The sequence below is a fragment of the Kosmotoga olearia TBF 19.5.1 genome (assembly GCF_000023325.1).
GTDB classification, from domain to species: domain Bacteria; phylum Thermotogota; class Thermotogae; order Petrotogales; family Kosmotogaceae; genus Kosmotoga; species Kosmotoga olearia.
In genome coordinates, this window is the sequence record NC_012785.1 from 1,210,702 (window position 1) to 1,227,998 (window position 17,297).

Below are 17,297 nucleotides of genomic sequence, written 5' to 3' on the forward strand. Positions count from 1 at the left end.
CCTTTGAGTGATTTGAGAGTTATCCTGGGTGCCGATACCGGAGTGGGAAACACCCGGATCCATCCCGAACCCGGCCGTTAAGCCACTTCGGGCCGATGGTAGTGCGGGGGCAGCCCCGTGCGAGAGTAGGTAGCGCCCAGGGTTTTATGGGAAAAGGGAGAGCGAAATGCTCTCCCTTTTTCGTTGTGCGTTGTACGTAACGACCGAGACTCGGGAGTCGAGAACCGAGATCCGGTGAAGAAAAATTAAAGAGCGAGAATGGATGTTGGAGACTGGAGCTTAGATAAAGATCGGGTATAGGGTCTGGGGTCTAGGTTGTAGAGAAAATATTGAAAAGCAGAGATCTGAGAAAAAGATCGTTGTCGGTTGTGGGTCGTGCGTGAAGGCTAAAAAAACGAGAATCCGAGATGGCGAGAAGGCGAGAAGGCCGCTACGCGGCGGTACGAATCCCTTTCGGGATTGACACGAACTCCTGCGGAGTTGACTAGAACCACTACGTGGGGGCGTGTCACATATTTTGTGTAAACCCCAAACTCCGGAAAAGATCAGACATAGGATTTCACCCAATCAAATTCTATCATCAAAGTGGCAAGGATTTTATCCCATTCATTTATTCTCACGGTCCATTTTCTAGTTATATTGTTAATGGCGAGATATGCCAGTTTCATGAGAGCCATGTCATTGGGAAAAACACCTCTGTTCTTTGTTACCTTCCTGAGTTGGCTGTTCAGGGATTCTATTGGATTGGTTGTGTAAATCAATTTTCTAATCTCTTTGGGATATTCGAAATAGGTCGTGAGGGATTCCCAGTTGTCTTTCCAGCTTTTAATGCTGAAAGGATACTTTTCTCCCCATTTCTCTTCAAAAGCCATAAGGGCGTTCCATGCTGCTTCTCTTGTGTCTGCTGTGTATACCGATTTCAGGTCAGCAGCGAATTTCTTTTTGTCTTTCCAGGATACAAATTTCATGGAATATCTTATCTGGTGTACTACGCATCTCTGGATTTTAGCCTGGGGATATACCGCTTCTATTGCCTCTTCCATTCCCTTTAATCCGTCTATTGAAAAGAACATCACTCCTTTGACACCTCGGTTTTTCAGCTCATTTAGCACACCAAGCCAGTATTTTGAACCTTCACTCTGAGCTATCCACATTCCTAGGACATCTTTCATTCCTTCCAGATTTATCCCAAAGGCTATATACAAAGCCTTATTTCTTATCTGGTTGTTCTCAGAGACTTTGAAAAAGATAGCATCCATGTAGATTATGGTATATACCTCTTCAAGGGGTCTGTTTCTCCATTCGGAAACGATGGGTATTATCTTGTCTGTTATCCTGCTTATGCTTTCAGTTGACAATTCAGAGCCGTATATGTCCTTAAGATGTGCCTGTATGTCCCTGTATGTCATTCCCCGGGCATACATAGACAATATCTGGTCCTCTATGGAAGCTATGCTTCGCTGGTGCTTTTTAACCACTATTGGTTCGAATTCACCTTTTCGATCCCTGGGAATTGAAAGCTCTATTTTGCCATATGAGGTATTCACTGTTTTTTTCGAATAACCGTTTCGGGAGTTATCCGTTTCTTTGTTCCTATAGTCATGCTTGGAATAGCCCAGTTCTTCTTCAAGTTCCGTTTCCAGCATCTCTTTAATGATGTCTCCAAATAATTCTTTTACAAGATTTTCCGCGTCTTCTGTTGTCTTTAATTTCCTCTCTCGTACCAATCTCTTCATTGCTTCTTTGTCAAAGTTTCCCACTGTTCTCCCTCCTTAGCTTTTTGTTATTTTCTCATATTTCGGAGGGAGTTTACACAAAATTGCTAACAGACCCCTACGTGGTTGTTCTGAACCGCTTCGCGGTTGATTTATTACAACCTCGGAAATCTGGCTTGTCATCCTGAACTTGATTCAGGATCTCGTCAATGGATATTATCCAATGGATATTAACCGCCGCAGGCGCATGTCAACTGCGAAGCAGTTCGAATCAACTCCGAAGGAGTTCGTAACACCGGCGTAGCCGGTCATGTCAATCCCAGGAGGAATTCTTGCCGCTGCTTCGCAGCGCACAGACTTGCGAGCCTCCGGGGCGCAACTCCGCACTTCACTTCTCAATCCCATAAATCTCTTTCTTAACTTCCTCGGGATCTCTGTTTTCAAGTACAGCTATTCTCATATATATTGGCGGATGGGTGCTGAAAAGCGAAGAGAGTTTTGAAGTTTTCTCATTAACTTTTCTCTTCAAGGGATCTGCGATGAAGAGATGAGCCGTTGCGACATTTGCAACTTTAAGCTTTCGAGAGTTTTTAGCTATCTTTCTCAAAGCATTCGCCAGTCCGTTTGGATTTCGTGTAAGTTCTACCCCTAGAGCATCTGCAAAGAATTCTCGTGTTCTAGAAACAGCAAAAAGCGACAAGCGTCCCAGAAAAGAAAAGACAGTCGCAAGTCCTGCTACCGCGGCGAGGAATGCCAGGATGGCTGCGGTAGAATTCCCTTCTTTACCTTTTCGACTTCCTCTTCTTCCGCCAAAACGCAGGTATCCCCACAGGGCTCTAACGGCGAAGATCTGGATTATAACAACAGCACCTAAAAGAGCCGATATAAGAGTCATTATAAGGATATCTCTATTTATAATATGGCTCAATTCGTGAGCGATAACGCCGGATGTCTCTTCTCTATTCAGGTTTTTAAGCAACCCTGAAGTGACACAGATTACACCGTCTTCTTTTTTCAATCCGGTAGCGAAGGCATTTATCACGGAATCATCATCTATTACATAGATGTCGGGAGGTTTGGGAAGACCGGCGGCAATTGAAAGTTCCTCCACGATGTTTTTTAGCTGTTTTTCTTCGATATTATTCAACCTCAAAGGTCGGGCATTTACAGAGTGCAAAACGATATTCTTCCCGGAGATCAGGGAAACAAGCAGCTGTATTGTTGCAATGCTCCCAAAGATAGCGGTAAAAATTGGGAAGATATTGAACATAAAGTCTATTACAAGACCAAAGAAAAGCATCATGAGAAAGAAAATTAAAATCAGAAGAACGCTCTTGCGAACGTTCTTCTTTTCTTCAGTATAGAAATCGACCGTAAAAGCCATAGTTAACCAAGATCTACCTTCGGAACTTCTCTTTCGGACTCGTCCGTTATCTCAAAGAGAGGAAACGGCTTGAACTTGGAAGAATACATACCGGCAACGATGTTATTAGGGAATATTTCTATCTTTGTGTTGAATTTGGTTACAGTATCATTGTAGAACTGCCTGGCGTAGGTTATCCTGTTTTCAGTTGTGGTCAGTTCTTCCATGAGTTGTTTTACGTTTTCATTTGCCTTCAACTCGGGATAATTTTCCACAATGGCAAGCAATCTGCCGAGAGCACCACCAAGAACACCTTCGGCCTGAATCTTTTCATCTATGTTTTTTGCCGAAACGGCTTTGGTACGTGCTTGGATCACTTTTTCCAGGGTCTCGCGTTCGAATTTCATATATCCTTTCACTGCGTTGACAAGGTTTGGGATCAAATCATGACGTCGTTTTAATTGAACGTCTATCTGGGCCCAGGCATTTTCAACGCGTTTTTTTGATGCCACGAGGTTATTATAAACGCCAATAAACCAGAAAATGATGACAACAGCAATCACTAGCACGATCAACCCTATTATCATTGAATCACCTCCTACAAAATTATAATATATCCTGGTTGTATTGTAGCATGCTACAATATTGGAGATTGGTTTCTACGTTATAACTTATTCAGACCAGATTATCAACATTGGAGGTGCACTGTGAAAAAACTGTTTGTGCTGGATATGGATGGGACATTCTACCTCGGAAATACGCTTTTTCCTGAAAGCCTCGAATTTGTGGAAAGAATTACAAGTACGGGTGCTAAGCTTGTTTTTTTGACAAACAATTCTTCGGCTACTCCTGAAGAGTATCACGACAAACTGGTGCGCCTCGGTGTTCCAGAAGGTTCTTTTTCGGTTTATACTTCAGGAGAAGCTACCATGCGTTTTCTCAAGGATAACTATCCAGGTTCTTCCGTTTACTTGCTTGCCACACCGTCAGTTGAAAAGATGTTCGTTGATTCGGGGATAATTTTAGATGAAAAAGATCCAGACGTTGTTGTTTTAACCTACGATAAAACCCTGACCTTTAAGAAGATTTCAAAATTTTGTGGTTTTGTAAGAGATGGCATTTCATATATAGCATCACATCCGGATATAAATTGTCCAACGGAAAGAGGATTTATCCCGGATGTGGGAAGTTTTATGGCTTTGATCAAAACATCTACCGGTAGAGAACCAGACCATATTGTAGGAAAGCCAAATCCAACTATTCTCGAAATGCTTATAGAGGAATTTGATGTGAATAGAGCCGACGTCATAATGGTTGGTGACAGACTCATGACCGACATTGAGTGTGGTTTGAGAGCCGAAGTTACAACAGCGTTGGTACTTACAGGGGAAACAACCAGAGAGATGGTACCAGACAATCCCCCTTTCATTGTAGCGGATAACCTGCTTGATCTTCTTAAAAAGTTAGGATATTGAGATAAATAACGCGGTTTTTAACACAACGACTGTTCTTAAATAAAATCTTGAAACAGTTCGATTTTTTAGCTCTTATATTGTAAAATAAAAGTATGAAAGTTATTTTTATCCTGTTAAAAGAGGTGGGATAGAAAATCATGAGCTAAGTTGTAAAATGAAAGAAATCCAATAAAGAAAACATATTGGTTAATTTAGAAGGGGGGATAAAAATGCGCAAGGTACTGATTCTTTTCTTTTTAGTGTTAATTTTCAGCCTGTCAGTTTTCGGTGTTTCGAAAGGTCCAAAGACAGTTGCTGAAATTACGGCAGAATTGATTGAAAAGGGTATTCTTGAAGGCGTATATACAAAAGAAGAAATCAAAATGGATGGAGCTGTGACGCGTTATGAACTTGCACTCAGCCTGTACAATGTCATTAATTATACAGACAACTCAATGGCACAACTTCATAAATATTTCAGTAAAATGGAGATTCTCTCTGGAAAAATCGATGAACTTTTCACTACTACAAATGTGCTTTCATTGAAAATCGAAGACAATAGGAGATTGATTACAAAATTACAGAATGACTTTTCCGAAAGGTTTGATAATCTCGAAAATGATGTTTCTCTTTTGGAGGAAAAGGTTAAAAGCTACGAAGAAACAATAGCGAAACTGCAGAAACAGTTAGGATTTACCCTTGTTGGTCTTTTGGTAGTAGCTGTTGTAGCTATTTATGAACTGCTTCAACCATAATTGTTCCAGGATTATCGATCAACGGCGGGCTTAAAGGCCCGCTTTTTTATATTCTTCGATCAGGAAAGAAAGAATGCTTTCACGGTTCCTTACAGTAACTTCTATGGTTTCAAAACCACCCAGCGTGAGCAACTCTTTTATAAAAGGAAATTTTCCTTTTCTCAAAACGCAGAGGCAATTGTCTGAGTGTTCGAGCAAATTCTTAACAGCTCTTCTGAACTCTTCACAGCACTCTTCCAGGAAGCCTATTTCATCTATCACAAGTAGTTTTGAAGAAGTTTCAAGTTCCGGGATCTCTTTTGATGCTTTAAGAAACCCCTCCGGTATCGGTTGTATTTTCTTTTTTTCTCTTTTACCTATAAGATATTCAGGTCCTTGAATAAATCTAAGGTACAGTTCTTTTCTTCGTTTGTCAAAGCGCGTGAGAAAACCCGTGACACGGTATAGCTCTATAAGTTTTTCAACAATGTGGGATTTACCCGTACCCCTTTCGCCGGTAAGGAAATATTTTGGCATCTAAATCCACCTTTTCAAACCTTTGATTCCTTTTTATTGCTCCATAAAATTATTTGCTCTATGAATACTCCCATAAGGATTACAAAAATGATTGTTAAAGAAAGTCTCATTGCCATAAATTTTGGTCCAAGGAACTGAAGTTCTACCAGCTCCTGAGGAATCTTGATGCATGCCCATGCTGAAAGAAAGATAATAATGTTGGAAATACGCGCGCCTTTTTTAAGCAAAGCAGAAGCCATAGGAAAAGCCACATAAAGAGGGCCCGTAGGCAATGCACCCATAAATATAGAAATGAAAATACCTTTTATCCCGGAACTTTTCCCTAAATATTTCACAACCATTTCTTTTGGGACAAACACTGCAAAAAGTCCCATCAATACCATTACCGCAGGGAGTATCAGAATCATTTCAATGAGGAAATTCCATGAGGTTGTGATCACCGCTTCGCGCTTATCAGGAAAAATTGATAGCAAAATTATCGCGGTTACCAAAGTAATTCCTAAAAAGATCAAATCTCGCATAATTTCTTTTTTTTGCTTTTCCTTTAGAGACTCTTTCATAGTATCACTCCCATAATAAGCGCAATAATAATTGCTATGATGAAGCTTATCCCGTTTCTGAGTAAAGCCATTTTCTTTCCTAGTTCTTTTATTTCTACCGGTAGGGTAACTACTCCAATCATAGTTAATGTGGTAATAAAAACTGCAACTGCTGTAACTGAAGCTCCACTTTCAAGAAGCGACGCTCCTAAGGGAAATGAAATTAAAGAAGGGATATGTAAGATCGCTCCCAATGATGCAATAACGAGTATTCCAAAAAAACCTGCCTGTTCACCAACAATCCTGGAGATTTGGCTTTGTGGCACAAAACCTAAAAGCAAACCTATAAAGACAATGATAATAAGCATAGTTGGAAGAATACGAAAGAATGACTTCAGTGATATCATTAATGATTTTTTTGCTTTTTCCCTATCTTTGATTAAAGCAAAAATCAAGCAGCTGAGAGCAAAGATGTTTATAAGTATAGTAGTCATAATATATCCCCTTTCATCTTTTTTCATCTTTGACGTTCGCATATATGTGCCTATACTATAACAGCAATATTTCTTTTGTCAAGATTTTTTCGATTCTATTTTTTCCAAGTTTTTGTGTGTACAAGATGAAAGGGGATTTTGAAAGAGTTTAAAACAACTATCAGGATTGCTCGACATATTTCATGAATATCTTTTCGAAATTTACCGTGTCCTGTTCGATAGATTTTATTTCAGTGCCCATGGTTTTCAAAGCGTCCATGAGATCGAAAAGTTTTTGCGGATTTTCCAGGTCGATCTTGAATTCAAAAAGCCCATCTTCCTTTTTTATATCTACCGCTCCGAATTCTTTGAGATGGGGCTCGAGCTCTTTTCCTTTGTTAGAAACTTTCAGCACATATCTTCGAGCTCTGAACATATCCATGAGTTTCTCCTTTTCTTCACAGACAACGATTTTTCCTTTACTCATGATAGCTACTCTGTCAGCAATTGCCTCAACAAGGTTCATGTCGTGAGTCGATAGAAGGATTGTCTTTCCTTCCTTTTCCGTAATGTTTCTTAAAATGCTCCTCAATTCAATAGAAGAAGCAACATCGAGGCCGAGAGTTGGTTCATCGAGAAGCAGGATATCAGCTCCTGTGGCGAGACACACAGCCACAGCTGATTTTTGCTGCATTCCTCTGGAAAGTTGCTGTACAAGGTCGTTGGCTTTTTCCTCAAGATTAAATTTTTTGAGGATTTTCAGTGCTTCCTCCCTTGTGAGTTTCTTTCCACGTATCCCGGAGAAGTAGATCATGTTCTCTACCGGTGTCATTCTCCAGTAAAGATTTCTGTTTCCTTCCAGAACGGCGCTGATATGTTTTAATGCTTCTCTACGTCTTTTTAAGAGATTTTTCCCCATTATCTCTATTGAACCTGAATCGGGAAGCAGTAATCCGCAAATACTCTTTATCGTTGTTGTTTTTCCGGCACCGTTCGGCCCAAGAAGCGCAAAAATCTCACCCTGTTTAATTTCGAAAGATACTTCGTCAACAGCTACGAACTTTTCCCTGGTTTTCCTTCTCTTATATGTTTTCACAAGATTCTTTACTTTAAGAACTTTTTTATCTGTCATATTATCACCCCGTCAATACTGGCTGAGCGCGCCTGTTCTCATTGCTTTTTTCTCAAAAAGCCTGAAGATAAAGATTCCAAGAGAAAGATACAGGAGAGAAACCAGCCAGAGATACAAATGTTCTATAAACGGAAATTCCATGATACCTATTTTGTTTATAGTCATCTGTCGCATCAGATACGATACTTGAGACATCGGTATAAATTTCATGATCGGAGTTTTCGGATCGATCATCGTGAAAGCAAGCGAGCCAAAAGTCACGATTTGAACGAATGATGAGACCCTCTTGAAAATCAGGGCAATACCCCCGATGATCATACCTATTCCCGTGGCGCACATAACCCCAACAATAAGAAGATAGATAAGCGTCAAAAAATCGAAATTCAAAGTCCTGCCGGTGGTGAAAGCGGCGAAATACATCAGGACAACTACCATAGAAACGTTGAGAACAAAATTACCAATGATCCTGGAAAACAGCTGAAATTCAAAGGGTATGGGCGACATAAAAACCTGTTCCAGAGTCCCCCTTTGAGCCTCTTCAATTATTCCCCAGCTGACACCCTGAAAAGAAAAAACAAACATGAGCCACATGAAATAACCCACAATAACTCCATCGAGAGTTTTTCCAAACCCGGGAGTTCCCCCACCGATGGTCTTAACCCCAAAGAATATAAGATAAAAGAAAACCAGAATCGTGAGTATCCCGGAGATGGAATCGAAGTAGTAACGCTTGAATTCTATCAAGTTTTTCCAAAAATTCGCCCAGAAAGCTCTAAACATTTCAACCAACTCCTTAGTTTATCCGAATTACTGATTGAATAATATCATATTTGATTAAAATTTTTCAAGCACCTTATGCTTCCGACTTTATTTTTTTAATTTCAATAAGTATTATTTGATTTTGAACTTAAAAAAGAATCATAAATAAAGAAGAGAGGAAGAAATCCTCTCTTCTGTTTTTTAAATTTCTAAGTTATCATCTCGAGAATCCTAATAGCTGTAATGATCTACCTCTATCCCTTCACTATCATACAACTTTGCTTCATCGTAGTAACTTGCTGAAAAGAGAAGCTGATTTTCCGAAATATTCAACAGGCTTTCTTGGATGAACACTTTCCGGTGTATCGACTCCTATCAAGCGAATTGTTTCGATTTCTGAATCTAAAATCACCTTGATCGTATCTCCATCTATATTGGATACACCTCTGCAGAAGCATATTCGGTTGGTTGTAACTACTTTAGCCATTCTTCCGCATAGATGAATTGGATAGAGCCGGTACTAAGAATGATGGGCGTCATAGTGAAAGCAATATTGATGAGAAGCAAATACATTACTAATAGCCATTTGGTTCTCATGAAATCCCCCCTTTTTGAAGATATATTCGAACCAATTTTTATCGGAAGAGAAAAAAGGAAACTGTGTAAAGCTAAAATGGCCAACAAAAGCTTTGGAAAGACTTATAAGCGAACAAAAAACACAGGGGACACAAAGTCCCCTGTTTATGTTTAAGCTTGGAGGCGACGGAGGGATTTGAACCCTCGAATAGAGATTTTGCAGACCTCCGCCTTAGACCCCTTGGCTACGTCGCCCAACCGTCTTGTATTTTAACATGTTATCCAGATCTATTCAACTACAAAGTGAAGCTATCGTACTGACGCTGGGAATGGCTAACGCTGTTGAAGTGCTGGACAACGTCCTGGAGGGTCACGACGTTGACGCTTGCAAGGCTGTCAGCTGGTGGAGCGACGCTCGAAGACTGAGGCTTGCAGACGCTGATGAAACCCGTTGTCGGTTGTGCGTGAAAATCTGGAGAAAACGCGGACTGTATCATCTTCTCGCAAAACGGTCATTCTGGAGGTGTTTAATCCAGAATATTAATCCGCCACTGTCATTCTGGAAATCTTCTATCCAGAATCTGGGCTTTTTTGATGATTAGATCCTGAATCAAGTTCAGGATGACAATCTTTATTTTCTTATTTTCAAGGCGCGTTTACTGGTTTTCGTTTTTTGGGTTCTATTCCGCCGAAGGCGCATGTCAACTGCACAGCAGTTCGTAACAACCACGAAGTGGTTCGAAACAACTCCGCAGGAGTTCGCCCCACCGGCGTAGCCAGTCGCACCGAATCTCACTATTCTCCAATCTCCAACATCCGATCTCGCTTTTTAATGTACTCAGCCGCAATTCCGTTGCGCAGCGGCCGTCCCGGATCTCGGGTCTCGAATCTCGTGTATTATGAAACCAGTTGACAGAGTTACAAGCATGATGTAAAATCATTAGCGTCGGGGACGTGGTGAAGATGGTTATCATGCCGGTCTGTCACACCGGTGGCCGCGAGTTCGAGTCTCGTCGTCCCCGCCAGGGAAAGAAGGGATATCTGATGATATCCCTTCTTTTTTTACACTCACCTGAGGCGTTAGGAGGGGGTTTTTTTATTTTCTTGATTTCTAAGGATATTTTGCGTTGTAAAAGCATTATTTGATGTTGCTTTTGGAATGATGGCAATTTGATTGTCAGAAAATTTGTTATAGACTAAAAATACTGTATAAGGGAAATTCTTTTTTTGAATAAGAAATAATCTTGAATGACCCGATAAGTGGGAAAGTGAAAAACCTTTCCCTGCCAGATTTAGGAGCCGACTCCCATCGGCTCCCTTTTTTCTTTTAGATGAGCTATAATTTGTTCAAATGACGAAAGAGTGGTGTTTATATGAGAGCCGGTGATATAGCCGAAAGCACTGTAATGGAATTATTCAAAGTTAATGATTATGATTGTCCTGTATGCAGAGCTGTTAATGACGCTTCGATAGCATGGCTTGCCAGTGTCCTTGCAGATCTTCTCCATAATTTCGAATCCCGGGAAAAACTCCTTCATGGTGGACTGTGCCAGACGCATAGAGGCAAAATAGTGTCTCTTGCCAGATCGACGTCAGATATTGGAGGACTGCCGGTGGCAATGCTTCTGGAAGAAATGCTGGAACGCCAGCTCAAAGCTCTGGAAAATTCAGGGAAAAGAAGGTTTTTCAGAAAAAACAACAAAACCCATTCTAAAACATGTTACCTGTGTTCCTTTGAGAAGGAAACGGAGATGAGATATATCATAGCATTGCAAAGTGCATTTAGAAAAGCCGAATTCAGAAGAGCCTATGAAGAAACCTCAAGGATAATTTGTATTGATCATAGCGTGATGATTCTGGGAAGACTTACCGCAACCGAATGGTTTAAGGAAATTCAAAAAAAGAAGTATAGATTCATGTTAACTCAACTGGGGCATTATATTTCAAAACACGATTATCGAAATAAAGAACCTTTTGGTGAAGAAGCCCTTTTCTGGAAGATTGCTACTAAACTTACCGGGGAAATAGAAACAAAAGGTTAGCCAAAAAAACCGGTAGCAACGATGGCTACCGGTTTTTTTCTAATTTTATTGCTTTATTACTTGCCCTGAAGGATCAGTTCAAGATCTTGTTCGACAGTTGATATCGGTTTTATATCAAAATTCTCCACAAGAACTTTAAGAACATTCGGCGAAAGGAATGCGGGCAAAACCGGTCCGAGCCTTATGCCTTTGACACCGAGGTAAAGTAACGCGAGAAGAACAGCAACGGCTTTTTGTTCATACCACGCGATATCATAAGAGATCGGTAGGTCGTTAATATCATCAAGGCCGAAAGCTTCCTTCAATCGAAGCGCTGTAACAACTAGTGAGTAAGAATCATTACACTGCCCCGCATCTATTACTCTTGGGATACCATCGATATCACCGAGATCAAGCATGTTGTATCGGTATTTTGCACACCCGGCTGTCAATATGACGGTTTCTTTGGGTAATCTCTTAGCCATTTCTGTGTAGTATTCACGCTCTTTCGCTCTTCCATCACATCCGGCCATAACGACGAAGCGTTTAATCTTTCCAGCTTTCACTGCTTCTATTATCTTGTCTGCTACTTGAGCTGTTTGTTCATGAGCGAAACCGATCACTATTTTCTTTCCGGGTTTTTCTTCCAATCCACCCAGTTCAAGGGCTTTTTCGATAACAGGGGTGAAATCTTTTTGACCTCCATCTGTTCGATTGGGTATATGCTTCACTCCAGGCCAACCAACAAGACCCGTTGTGAATATCCTATCTTTATAGCTCTCGAGAGGTTTCTGGATACAGTTCGTTGTCATAACAATTGCACCGTTAAATTGAGCAAACTCTTTTTGCTGGTTGTACCAGGAAGTTCCGTAGTTTCCAACAAGATGCTTGTATTTCTTGAGCTCTGGATAGGCATGAGCGGGAAGCATTTCTCCATGAGTATAGACATTTATTCCTTTGCCTTCCGTTTGCTTCAGGATTTCTTCGAGGTCGAGAAGGTCGTGTCCGCTCACCAGTATCGCGGGTCCGGGGAGCGTACCGGTATAAACTTCAGTAATTTCTGGATTTCCGTAACGGGATGTGTTCGCTTCATCCAGAAGCTGCATGGCTTTAACAGCAAATTCTCCAGCTTTCATTACAAGAGCAACATAATCATTTACCGTCAATGAGTCGTCCAGGGTCGCAGCGAGACCTTCCTGTAAGAAGTGGAGAATCTCATCATTGAACTTTTGCAGAATGTAAGCATGGTCTGTATAAGCGGCGATTCCTTTCAATCCATAGGTAAGCAGTTCCCTCAGGGATCTTATGTCTTCATCTTTTGTGGAAAGAGCGCCTACTTCTGCACCTTTAAGTTCCCAGACACTTAAATCTCCGGGAACATACCATGTTGCAGCTTCAGGAACTTCTTTAGAGAATTCTTTTCCGTACTGTTCTTTGTAAGCCTCTTTTGTGGCCTTCATGATTCTTTCCCTTAATGCAAAAGCCTTTTCGATTTTCTTACCGATGCTTTCGGGATCGAAATTCACGTTGGTTATAGTTGTAAAAAGTCCTTCTGCCACAAATAGGTTCACTTCTGGATCATCTACACCGAGTTTCCTCGCTTCGGTAGCCCAGAAGGAAATTCCCTTTAGAACCCATACAAGAAGATCGAGCAGGTTAGATGTTTCCGGGTCTTTCCCACAAACTCCTGCCACTGTACAGGCCTTTCCGTTGAGAGTTTCAGAACATTGGTAACAGAACATACTCATTCAAAGCACCCCCTCTATGGATGTGTTAAGATTCAAGATCATCATATATTCTTTTTTCACCTGTTATCTTTTGTATAGGAACAATATCCTGTGTTATTTCCAGTGTTCCCAGATATTCGCCCTTTTCGTTTCTGACAGCGAGGTATCTTATATAGACGTATTTATCGCCGAGCTTCAGCCAGAAATCGGCACTATCACGTTTACCGGATTTGAAGTCGTTCAAGATCTTGTTGACCACATGAACGCTCTTTTGAGGATGACAGTTCTGTACCTTTCTGCCGATGATCGCTCTTGTCCTTATGAAGATCCTATCCGAGCTTTCATTGAAATATCTGACTGTGTCGGTATCATCCACGAAAGTAATGTCTATCGGGAGGGTATTGAGCATGGCTATAAGTTGTTCTACACTCAAATAACCGCTTCCGAGGTTTAAGAGGCCATCTTTGTTATCAACAGTGCTCTCCTGTGACTCAGCCTGAAGGAAGAAAGGAATGGGTTTGTAGGCGAAATAACCAAGCTCCTCGAACTGCTTCCTGATTTCCTTCCATTCAGTGTCAGTTATAAGCTTTAATGCCGTCGGGAAGAGAACTTTATGTTCTTTGTATATGTGGTTATAAAAGAGCTCGCTTATACCCAAAGCAACTTCCTTTATCTTCATTTTAACCTCATTCAAGGGCGAATTAAGGAGTTTTTTGAACTCTTTGATGAGTGCCCTTATATCATCATGCTCTTTCCACATGATAGCTGGGGGTTGAACAACGCCGTGCTTCTCCAGATAAGGGAAAAGGACGTCTTCTTCTTTGTGAAAATATTTTTCTATCTCAGAGAGGTAATCCGCAAACTCCTTCAGTTCTTTGAGAAATTCTTTACTATTAACTTCATCAAGTTCAGAATTTACAATTTTGTTGGTGAGTTCTCTTAAAGCTTTTGTCTTGTTGAGTATATCCTTGTGTTCTTCCATGAGAATATGAATTGGGTGCCATGGCTCCACATCCAGCTCATCTTCTATCAGTGCTTCTTTAAATAGATCGAGATGGACGTCGCACATTAACTGTATGGTTTCGGCAGGGGTTCCTTCATTTATAAGTTCTTGCTCTACTTGAGAGATCTCAATTGGCGTTAGTTCTCTTATTAAATGTTTGAATTGTTCCTGGATCTTCCCAAAATTTTCATTTGGATTTTCATGAAGTTGTTTGATAAGATTTTTTAGCACCTCTTTTTTATTGAACAGTTCGCTCATATAAATTCCTCCTTTTTTAGTTGGTTTTTCTTTTCAATTCCAGTATAATTTTTTTGAATCATTCAATCGGTAACATATGTTACGGAGGATAGAGATGAATCCACTAATTCTAAACCTTGCACGTTCAAAGCTTTTTAAAGGATTAACCGTTGGAGAACTTGAAACAATTTTTCGAGAAATTTTGTATCGTATCGAAAAGTACAAAGCCGGTGAATTTGTCCGTTTTCGTGGAGACAGTTGTGATGATCTCCTGATTCTTCTGGATGGTAAGGTTAAAACGGAGATGCAAGACTTTAATGGAAAAGTCGTCAGGATAGAAGTAATGGACGCACCAAGCCTTTTAGCTTCAGGTTTCTTATTTGCCACCGATAATGTATTTCCCGTTGACGTTATCACGATTACTGATTGTTCATTCCTGACAATACCGAAAAAATCAGTAATTAATCTTTGTAGAAAAAACGAAAAGTTTCTGTTGAATCTTCTGCAAGATATGGGGGATAGATTGGTATTTCTCTCGGAAAAACTCTATATGCTGACGTTGAGAACCCTCAAAGAGAAGATAGCTGATTATATCCTTTCGCTTTGCAAAGATAAACAATGTGAAGTATCTGTTCCTCTAACAAAAGAAGAGCTTTCACAGGTATTTGGGGTTGCAAGGCCTTCGCTTTCACGTGCTTTTGCCGATCTTGCAAGAGATGGAATTTTAGAAATGGATGGAAGGAAGATAATCATAAAGGATTTTGAAAAGTTAAAGGCCCTTATAAAATAAGATTTTTAGCGAGGCATCATCGCAAATTAAAACTACGGCTGATGCGTTGTGCCCGGTGTGTAACAGTGCACCGGGCAAATTAATGCGGTATTATAGGAAGAGACATTGTACGCGCTCTGATTATCTGAAAAGGAAAAAGGTAGTGATTTCAAAATGGAACTACGGAACATTCGTACCTTTGATAAATTGAACGAAGCTGAGATCAAATACATTGAAAAAAACGCAAGGGTGGTGAAGGTCAATGAAAATAAGATTCTGTACAGTCCCGACGAAGTATGTGAACAGGTTAGCGTAATACTGAAAGGAAAACTCAGAGTTTCGAAACTCTTTCCCTCTGGTAAAGAGCAAATATTGAAATATCTTCAAGAAGGCGATACCTTTGGTGAAACCCTTGTTTTTCTCAAAGTACAATATCCTGCTTATATCATAGCTGATACAACTGCAAAAATATTGGAGATCCCTGAAAAGGTTATATTCAAACTTTTTGATAACAAAACTTTCCTTGTTTCTTATCTGGAGAGCGTTTCAAAGAAGATGTTAAACCTATCGAATATCATAGAGATGCTTTCTTTGAAGAGCATTAAGCAGCGAGTTGCAAAATATCTTATAGATCTATATTATTCTCAAGGTTCTTCTGTTATAAATCTCAAGAAAACAAAAAAACAAATAGCACAGGACATTGGGAGCGTCAGGGAGGTAGTGTCCAGGGCATTCGGTGATCTCGAAAAAGCTGGAATGATAAAACTACTTGATAAAAATCGTGTCAAGATAACAGATCTCAAAAAACTCGAAGAAATTATCCTGAAGTCGTAACTATAGTCACGGACGTTTCTATGGAGAGCCCCTATAATGAAGTAAATCTAGAATTGGAGGTGCTGAATGACAACAGTAATTCTAGCAATAGTTGCAGGGGCTTTTTTGTTTTGGTCGCTTTTGAAGAGTGTGGAAAAAACAAAAAAAAGCTTGAAGATTGCCCGAAACTTACTCGCAAAAACTTTCCTTCAGATAATAGGAGTCATGGCACTCATAGGGCTCGTCCTTGCGGCAGTACCACCGGAGCTTATCAAAAAATTGTTGGGGGGGTCAAATGAGGTTTTAAGTACTCTCTATGGGGCAATAATCGGTACAGTGACGATTATTCCGGGCTTTATAGCTTTTCCGCTTTCCAAGTCTTTATATGAAAGTGGCGCGCACTTGATTGCAATAGCCGCTTTCATAACAACACTTACCATGGTAGGGTTCGCTACGATTCCCATAGAAGTACGTCATTTTGGTAAGAAATTTACCTTTTATAGAAACGCTTTGAGTTTTGTTTTCGCTATTGGTATAGCGTTGGGTATGGGGGTGTTGCTATGAAGAACTTTATAAAAGAAAATAAACTGCTGGTTATTACCGCTGTCCTGTATTTGGTGGTTTTCTTTTTTAATCCAGGATTATTCAACAATGCGGTTAAAATGACTGGTAAATTCCTTCTTGAAATGATCGAGGTAATGCCTCCAATTCTTTTGTTATCGGCTCTTATAACGGTTTGGGTACCTTCAGAGGTTATTACAAAGAACTTTGGTAAAGAATCGGGGATCAAAGGAAAACTCATATCTGTTTTTATAGGATCTGTGTCTGCCGGTCCGATATATGCAGCTTTTCCAATGGCGCTAACACTTTTTTACAAAGGTGCTAGCGTATCGAATATAGTTATCATAATAAGCGCATGGGCTGTGGTAAAAGTCCCTATGTTTATGATCGAATCGAGCTTTCTTGGACTTAAATTTGCCGCGATAAGGTATCTCCTGACAGTGCCGGCGATTGTAGCTCTTGGGTACCTGATGGACAAACTGGTTAAAAGAGAAGATATCCTAAAAGAACAAAGTCAAATTGAGAAAGAGACAAACCTTACTGAAAAGCACATCTTGCGGAAGCTTCCCCGCTTTGACTGTGGTGGTTGTGGCTATAAAGATTGTGCCTCATTTGCGAAAGCTGTGTACGCAGGCGAAGCAACCATAAGTGAGTGTGTTATTAAAAGCAAAAATCGAGAATCAGAAACCGGAGTTCAAGAACCGTTATTAGAGACTGGAGATTAAGCAATAGAGATCGGTACCATGGGAATCGGGAAAAATATGCCATCTCCATCAAAGCGTTTACATTTTCACTCTTTCGGTATTCGTACATTTTATTCCTCCTGAATGCAATTTATAAATTTATTTTTTTATATTTTAAGAACAATTCTGTTAGCGTTGTGG

General features: G+C 40.3%; 20 protein-coding genes, 2 tRNA genes and 1 rRNA gene. 10 read left to right on the forward strand and 13 right to left on the reverse strand.

Features of this window, described 5'->3' with window-relative positions:
• Positions 1 to 24: 24 nt before the first annotated feature.
• Positions 25 to 141, forward strand: a 5S ribosomal RNA gene (gene rrf, locus KOLE_RS05745).
• Between the two features lie 404 nt (positions 142 to 545).
• Here the strand turns inward: rrf and KOLE_RS05750 are convergent.
• From KOLE_RS05750 to KOLE_RS05760, 3 genes are all read right to left on the reverse strand, one after another.
• Positions 546 to 1,760: an IS256 family transposase gene (locus KOLE_RS05750; protein ID WP_015868410.1), complete on the reverse strand. Its 1,215-nt coding sequence runs from the start codon at positions 1,758 to 1,760 to the stop codon at positions 546 to 548.
• Positions 1,761 to 2,103: 343 nt separating this feature from the next.
• Positions 2,104 to 3,099: a M48 family metallopeptidase gene (locus KOLE_RS05755; protein ID WP_015868501.1), complete on the reverse strand. Its 996-nt coding sequence runs from the start codon at positions 3,097 to 3,099 to the stop codon at positions 2,104 to 2,106.
• Positions 3,100 to 3,101: 2 nt separating this feature from the next.
• Entirely contained in the window at positions 3,102 to 3,665 is a 564-nt protein-coding gene (locus KOLE_RS05760; protein WP_015868502.1) for a LemA family protein, read from the reverse strand.
• A gap of 120 nt (positions 3,666 to 3,785) precedes the next feature.
• Between KOLE_RS05760 and KOLE_RS05765 the strand changes: the two genes are divergently transcribed.
• Together KOLE_RS05765 and KOLE_RS05770 are read left to right on the forward strand one after the other, a co-directional pair.
• Positions 3,786 to 4,553 carry an HAD-IIA family hydrolase gene (locus KOLE_RS05765; RefSeq protein WP_015868503.1) on the forward strand — a complete coding sequence of 256 codons (768 nt, stop codon included), beginning with the start codon at positions 3,786 to 3,788 and terminating at the stop codon, positions 4,551 to 4,553.
• 209 nt (positions 4,554 to 4,762) lie between these two features.
• Positions 4,763 to 5,287, forward strand: a complete 525-nt coding sequence (locus tag KOLE_RS05770; protein WP_015868504.1) for a hypothetical protein — start codon at positions 4,763 to 4,765, stop codon at positions 5,285 to 5,287.
• Between the two features lie 30 nt (positions 5,288 to 5,317).
• On the opposite strand, the gene KOLE_RS05775 is transcribed toward KOLE_RS05770, so the two are convergent.
• From KOLE_RS05775 to KOLE_RS05810, 8 genes are all read right to left on the reverse strand, one after another.
• Positions 5,318 to 5,803 (reverse strand): nucleoside-triphosphatase, encoded by a 486-nt coding sequence (locus tag KOLE_RS05775; RefSeq protein ID WP_015868505.1) that lies wholly within the window; start codon positions 5,801 to 5,803, stop codon positions 5,318 to 5,320.
• 14 nt (positions 5,804 to 5,817) lie between these two features.
• On the reverse strand, positions 5,818 to 6,363 hold the full coding sequence (locus KOLE_RS05780; protein WP_015868506.1) for a permease: 546 nt from the start codon (positions 6,361 to 6,363) through the stop codon (positions 5,818 to 5,820).
• Positions 6,360 to 6,836 (reverse strand): permease, encoded by a 477-nt coding sequence (locus KOLE_RS05785; protein ID WP_041288676.1) that lies wholly within the window; start codon positions 6,834 to 6,836, stop codon positions 6,360 to 6,362. The genes KOLE_RS05780 and KOLE_RS05785 overlap by 4 nt, the downstream gene beginning before the upstream one ends.
• Positions 6,837 to 6,996: 160 nt before the next feature.
• The gene (locus tag KOLE_RS05790; protein WP_015868508.1) at positions 6,997 to 7,947 is read right to left on the reverse strand and encodes an ABC transporter ATP-binding protein; all 951 of its coding nucleotides are present in this window, start codon (positions 7,945 to 7,947) and stop codon (positions 6,997 to 6,999) included.
• A 12-nt stretch (positions 7,948 to 7,959) separates the two neighbouring features.
• Positions 7,960 to 8,727 (reverse strand): ABC transporter permease, encoded by a 768-nt coding sequence (locus KOLE_RS05795; protein ID WP_015868509.1) that lies wholly within the window; start codon positions 8,725 to 8,727, stop codon positions 7,960 to 7,962.
• A 262-nt stretch (positions 8,728 to 8,989) separates the two neighbouring features.
• A complete protein-coding gene (locus tag KOLE_RS11870; RefSeq protein ID WP_041288677.1) occupies positions 8,990 to 9,193 on the reverse strand; it encodes a thermonuclease family protein in 204 nt (67 codons plus the stop codon).
• Positions 9,181 to 9,303: a hypothetical protein gene (locus tag KOLE_RS11820; RefSeq protein WP_272940766.1), complete on the reverse strand. Its 123-nt coding sequence runs from the start codon at positions 9,301 to 9,303 to the stop codon at positions 9,181 to 9,183. Before KOLE_RS11820 ends, KOLE_RS11870 begins: the two co-directional genes overlap by 13 nt.
• Before the next feature lie 157 nt (positions 9,304 to 9,460).
• Positions 9,461 to 9,537, reverse strand: a tRNA-Cys gene (locus tag KOLE_RS05810).
• 74 nt (positions 9,538 to 9,611) lie between these two features.
• Between KOLE_RS05810 and KOLE_RS11485 the strand changes: the two genes are divergently transcribed.
• The 3 genes from KOLE_RS11485 to KOLE_RS05825 all read left to right on the forward strand — a co-directional run bounded on the left by KOLE_RS11485 (position 9,612) and on the right by KOLE_RS05825 (position 11,324).
• Positions 9,612 to 9,884: a hypothetical protein gene (locus tag KOLE_RS11485; protein WP_158303009.1), complete on the forward strand. Its 273-nt coding sequence runs from the start codon at positions 9,612 to 9,614 to the stop codon at positions 9,882 to 9,884.
• Between the two features lie 346 nt (positions 9,885 to 10,230).
• Positions 10,231 to 10,307, forward strand: a tRNA-Asp gene (locus KOLE_RS05820).
• A 348-nt stretch (positions 10,308 to 10,655) separates the two neighbouring features.
• Complete coding sequence (locus KOLE_RS05825) at positions 10,656 to 11,324, forward strand: DUF6062 family protein (RefSeq protein WP_015868511.1); 669 nt, start codon at positions 10,656 to 10,658, stop codon at positions 11,322 to 11,324.
• Positions 11,325 to 11,380: 56 nt separating this feature from the next.
• Here the strand turns inward: KOLE_RS05825 and hcp are convergent, their stop codons facing one another.
• Positions 11,381 to 13,051 carry a hydroxylamine reductase gene (gene hcp / locus KOLE_RS05830; RefSeq protein ID WP_015868512.1) on the reverse strand — a complete coding sequence of 557 codons (1,671 nt, stop codon included), beginning with the start codon at positions 13,049 to 13,051 and terminating at the stop codon, positions 11,381 to 11,383.
• A gap of 25 nt (positions 13,052 to 13,076) precedes the next feature.
• The gene (locus KOLE_RS05835) at positions 13,077 to 14,291 is read right to left on the reverse strand and encodes a DUF438 domain-containing protein (RefSeq protein ID WP_015868513.1); all 1,215 of its coding nucleotides are present in this window, start codon (positions 14,289 to 14,291) and stop codon (positions 13,077 to 13,079) included.
• A gap of 94 nt (positions 14,292 to 14,385) precedes the next feature.
• Between KOLE_RS05835 and KOLE_RS05840 the strand changes: the two genes are divergently transcribed.
• The 4 genes from KOLE_RS05840 to KOLE_RS05855 all read left to right on the forward strand — a co-directional run bounded on the left by KOLE_RS05840 (position 14,386) and on the right by KOLE_RS05855 (position 17,138).
• The gene (locus KOLE_RS05840; RefSeq protein ID WP_015868514.1) at positions 14,386 to 15,060 is read left to right on the forward strand and encodes a Crp/Fnr family transcriptional regulator; all 675 of its coding nucleotides are present in this window, start codon (positions 14,386 to 14,388) and stop codon (positions 15,058 to 15,060) included.
• Between the two features lie 153 nt (positions 15,061 to 15,213).
• On the forward strand, positions 15,214 to 15,873 hold the full coding sequence (locus KOLE_RS05845) for a Crp/Fnr family transcriptional regulator (RefSeq protein ID WP_015868515.1): 660 nt from the start codon (positions 15,214 to 15,216) through the stop codon (positions 15,871 to 15,873).
• Between the two features lie 66 nt (positions 15,874 to 15,939).
• Positions 15,940 to 16,416 carry a permease gene (locus KOLE_RS05850; protein WP_015868516.1) on the forward strand — a complete coding sequence of 159 codons (477 nt, stop codon included), beginning with the start codon at positions 15,940 to 15,942 and terminating at the stop codon, positions 16,414 to 16,416.
• Positions 16,413 to 17,138, forward strand: a complete 726-nt coding sequence (locus tag KOLE_RS05855; protein ID WP_015868517.1) for a permease — start codon at positions 16,413 to 16,415, stop codon at positions 17,136 to 17,138. The genes KOLE_RS05850 and KOLE_RS05855 overlap by 4 nt, the downstream gene beginning before the upstream one ends.
• The last annotated feature ends 159 nt before the right edge of the window (positions 17,139 to 17,297 follow it).

Excerpts from the sequence above, each read along its gene's own strand:
- KOLE_RS05850 (WP_015868516.1), top strand. The coding sequence starts at position 15,940 with ATGACAACAGTAATTCTAGCAATAGTTGCAGGGGCTTTTTTGTTTTGG.
- hcp (WP_015868512.1), bottom strand. The coding sequence starts at position 13,051 with ATGAGTATGTTCTGTTACCAATGTTCTGAAACTCTCAACGGAAAGGCC.
- KOLE_RS11820 (WP_272940766.1), bottom strand. The coding sequence starts at position 9,303 with ATGAGAACCAAATGGCTATTAGTAATGTATTTGCTTCTCATCAATATT.
- KOLE_RS05770 (WP_015868504.1), top strand. The coding sequence starts at position 4,763 with ATGCGCAAGGTACTGATTCTTTTCTTTTTAGTGTTAATTTTCAGCCTG.
- KOLE_RS11485 (WP_158303009.1), top strand. The coding sequence starts at position 9,612 with ATGGCTAACGCTGTTGAAGTGCTGGACAACGTCCTGGAGGGTCACGAC.
- KOLE_RS11870 (WP_041288677.1), bottom strand. The coding sequence starts at position 9,193 with ATGGCTAAAGTAGTTACAACCAACCGAATATGCTTCTGCAGAGGTGTA.
- KOLE_RS05825 (WP_015868511.1), top strand. The coding sequence starts at position 10,656 with ATGAGAGCCGGTGATATAGCCGAAAGCACTGTAATGGAATTATTCAAA.
- KOLE_RS05755 (WP_015868501.1), bottom strand. The coding sequence starts at position 3,099 with ATGGCTTTTACGGTCGATTTCTATACTGAAGAAAAGAAGAACGTTCGC.
- KOLE_RS05835 (WP_015868513.1), bottom strand. The coding sequence starts at position 14,291 with ATGAGCGAACTGTTCAATAAAAAAGAGGTGCTAAAAAATCTTATCAAA.
- KOLE_RS05780 (WP_015868506.1), bottom strand. The coding sequence starts at position 6,363 with ATGAAAGAGTCTCTAAAGGAAAAGCAAAAAAAAGAAATTATGCGAGAT.
- KOLE_RS05795 (WP_015868509.1), bottom strand. The coding sequence starts at position 8,727 with ATGTTTAGAGCTTTCTGGGCGAATTTTTGGAAAAACTTGATAGAATTC.
- KOLE_RS05785 (WP_041288676.1), bottom strand. The coding sequence starts at position 6,836 with ATGACTACTATACTTATAAACATCTTTGCTCTCAGCTGCTTGATTTTT.
- KOLE_RS05855 (WP_015868517.1), top strand. The coding sequence starts at position 16,413 with ATGAAGAACTTTATAAAAGAAAATAAACTGCTGGTTATTACCGCTGTC.
- KOLE_RS05840 (WP_015868514.1), top strand. The coding sequence starts at position 14,386 with ATGAATCCACTAATTCTAAACCTTGCACGTTCAAAGCTTTTTAAAGGA.
- KOLE_RS05760 (WP_015868502.1), bottom strand. The coding sequence starts at position 3,665 with ATGATAATAGGGTTGATCGTGCTAGTGATTGCTGTTGTCATCATTTTC.
- KOLE_RS05790 (WP_015868508.1), bottom strand. The coding sequence starts at position 7,947 with ATGACAGATAAAAAAGTTCTTAAAGTAAAGAATCTTGTGAAAACATAT.
- KOLE_RS05775 (WP_015868505.1), bottom strand. The coding sequence starts at position 5,803 with ATGCCAAAATATTTCCTTACCGGCGAAAGGGGTACGGGTAAATCCCAC.
- KOLE_RS05845 (WP_015868515.1), top strand. The coding sequence starts at position 15,214 with ATGGAACTACGGAACATTCGTACCTTTGATAAATTGAACGAAGCTGAG.